Source organism: Planococcus dechangensis (genome assembly GCF_042654465.1).
Lineage (GTDB): Bacteria > Bacillota > Bacilli > Bacillales_A > Planococcaceae > Planococcus > Planococcus dechangensis.
This window is the reverse complement of record NZ_JBHSGL010000012.1, coordinates 1-1,471: the sequence shown is the minus strand read 5'-3', so window position 1 is coordinate 1,471 and position 1,471 is coordinate 1. Positions and strand designations below refer to the sequence as shown.

Annotated in this window: 2 protein-coding genes; both read right to left on the bottom strand. The window is 48.8% G+C overall.

Translation table 11 applies throughout. The annotated features are described in order from the left end of the window. Positions 1–31 precede the first annotated feature (31 nt). Positions 32–895: an IS3 family transposase gene (locus tag ACFO5U_RS13455; RefSeq protein ID WP_377279615.1), complete on the bottom strand. Its 864-nt coding sequence runs from the start codon at positions 893–895 to the stop codon at positions 32–34. Continuing rightward, positions 859–1,416 carry a helix-turn-helix domain-containing protein gene (locus tag ACFO5U_RS13450; RefSeq protein WP_377279614.1) on the bottom strand — a complete coding sequence of 186 codons (558 nt, stop codon included), beginning with the start codon at positions 1,414–1,416 and terminating at the stop codon, positions 859–861. The genes ACFO5U_RS13455 and ACFO5U_RS13450 overlap by 37 nt, the downstream gene beginning before the upstream one ends. Positions 1,417–1,471: the final 55 nt, after the last annotated feature.

Here is a 1,471-nt window from a genome sequence, read left to right as displayed (position 1 = left end):
GGGTAGTGACCCCTTAAAGTTAGAGTTTTAGTTATGCAGCTAATTGGCTGGCATGAATTCGGTAATTCACCGGACTCATGCCGGCCAATTTTTCTTTAATACGTTCGTGGTTGTAGTAATGGACGTACCGATCAATTTTCGCCTTCAATTCTTCATACGGGACCCGTTTTTCTCCGTAATACATCTCCTGTTTAAGCAAACCAAAGAAGTTCTCCATCGCCGCATTGTCGGCACACGTCGCCTTACGGGACATGCTTTGGAAAATCCGGTTCTGCTTTAATGTCTTCACCCACAACCGGTGCTGGTAATGCCAGCCTTGGTCGGAATGGAGGGTGGTCCGGTAAGCAGCTCCTTCCTGAATGATGGGCAAGGCTTGATGCAGCGAGTCCAGGACAAAGTCGAGGGTGGGCCGTTTGGACATGCCCAGTCCAATGATTTCGCCGTTATAGAGATCCATCACCGGGCTTAAGTAAAGCTTGTCTTCGTCCGTACATTTGAATTCGGTGACATCCGTCACGATTTTTTGCAAGGCGTGCGAGGTGTGGAACCGGCGGTTCAACCGGTTTTTCGCGATGGTCCCGACCTTGCCTTTATAAGAGCGATAGCGCGATTTCCGGATGAACTTCACACATTTCAACTTCAATTCATTCAGGAGGCGTTGGACTTTCTTATGGTTGATGACGTAGCCTTGCGCCTTTAATTCCAAGTGGATCCGGCGATACCCGTACCGGCCTTCGTGTTTCTCAAACAATGCCCGAATCACTGTTTTCCATTCCAGATCCGGGTCTTCCGAATCGAACCGCTGCCGGTGGTAATGGTACGTGGCTTCTGGAAGATCGGCGATCTTCAGCACATCCCTTAATCGGAATCCTTCTTCTTGGAGTTCGAATGCCAGCGCTGCTTGTGCTTTTCGAGGTAGGCATTCGGGTTCTCCTGGAAAGCGTCTAACTTTTTTAAATACGCAATCTCCAAGCGGAGAAGCTCATTCTCGCGTTCAAGCTGTTCTTCACGGGACATCGTCCCAGTTGGTTTTGCCGGTTTCTTTTTCGGATTTTCCGCCATGGATGGCCGTCCTTTCGTTCTCAGGCCTCCTGCCCCTTTTGCCAAAAATGCTTGTTTCCATTTCACAATGAGCGTCGGGTTGTGCATCTTGAATTCAATCGCTGCGTCCTGGTAGGAAGCGCCTGTTTGTTTCATAAAGTGTAATACATCCAGCTTGAATTGAACAGAATACACCCGGTTCTTCTCCCTGTTCCGCAAGCCTTCTTTTCCAAATGCTTGGAAAGCCCGCACCCAGCGGGCAATTTGCCCGTGGCTGGACAGGCCATATTTTTGAGCTAAGCGTGGATAGCCCAATGGGCCAGCCAAATACTCGTTGACCAGGTTTAGTTTGAATTCTTCGCTGTATTTTGCCATAGAAAAAACACCCCTAAAGTTAGATTTTTAACTCTAACTTTAGGGGTGCAGCACC